The following is a 794-nucleotide window of genomic DNA, read 5'->3' on the forward strand; positions in this document are numbered from 1 at the left end:
TGCACCTGGGGGGCCATGCCGACCTGCGCGTAGGTGACCACCGCGCCGTGGAAGTCGGCGGAGGAGTGCAGGTCGGCGTTGCGGAACGCGGCGTCGAGCTGGATGCCGACCCGCGCGGCGGCGTTCGCCCACTGGGTCTTCAGGTGCTCGGTCGGGGCGACCACGGTGACCGCCTCGACGGTGCCGTCCACCAGCAGCTCGGCGGCGATCCGCAGGGCGAAGGTGGTCTTGCCGGCGCCGGGGGTGGCGACCGCGGTGAAGTCCTCGGTGCGGCGGCGCAGGTACTCCACCATCGCCTTGCGTTGCCAGGCGCGCAGGGGCGGGAACGTCTCGAGCGCCGGCAACCGGGCTGCCACGCCAAGCTCCTCTCCGACCGCACGATGGCGGACCCCGGCCGAGGGCCACGGGTACCGCCGCCCATGAAAACGCCTCCGCGCAGAAGATGCCGCGAAGGCCGACTCAGCATAACCAGCGCGGGCCGCTCGCCCCACTCGACGCCACGCTGGTCACATCCGCCACCCCCGCCCGCGCCCCGCCCAACCCCCTCTGCGGCGTGCCGGGGCATCCGGTTCCGCCGACACCCAACGCGCCGCAAACCGGGGCGGCGCGTGCGGACCACCAACGGCGCCGCGACGGAGCCGACGCACCAACCCGCCTTGCGACGTGACGCCAACCCGGTTTGCGGCGTGTCGGGACATCCCCGCCCGCTGACACCCCGACACGCCGCAAACCGGGCCTCCAGGACGGCGATCGCCAGAGGCACCGGCGCGGCGAGGCCCACGCAGCTTCAGCAC

Annotated in this window: 1 protein-coding gene; it reads right to left on the bottom strand. The window is 74.2% G+C overall.

Features of this window, described 5'->3' with window-relative positions; translation table 11 throughout:
- Positions 1-356 (bottom strand): DEAD/DEAH box helicase (locus ACSNN7_RS28975; RefSeq protein ID WP_436684219.1); only part of this gene is annotated, 356 nt, incomplete at its 3' end.
- Positions 357-794: the final 438 nt, after the last annotated feature.

The organism is Micromonospora sp. URMC 105, assembly GCF_051386295.1.
In the GTDB taxonomy this organism is placed as follows: domain Bacteria; phylum Actinomycetota; class Actinomycetes; order Mycobacteriales; family Micromonosporaceae; genus Micromonospora.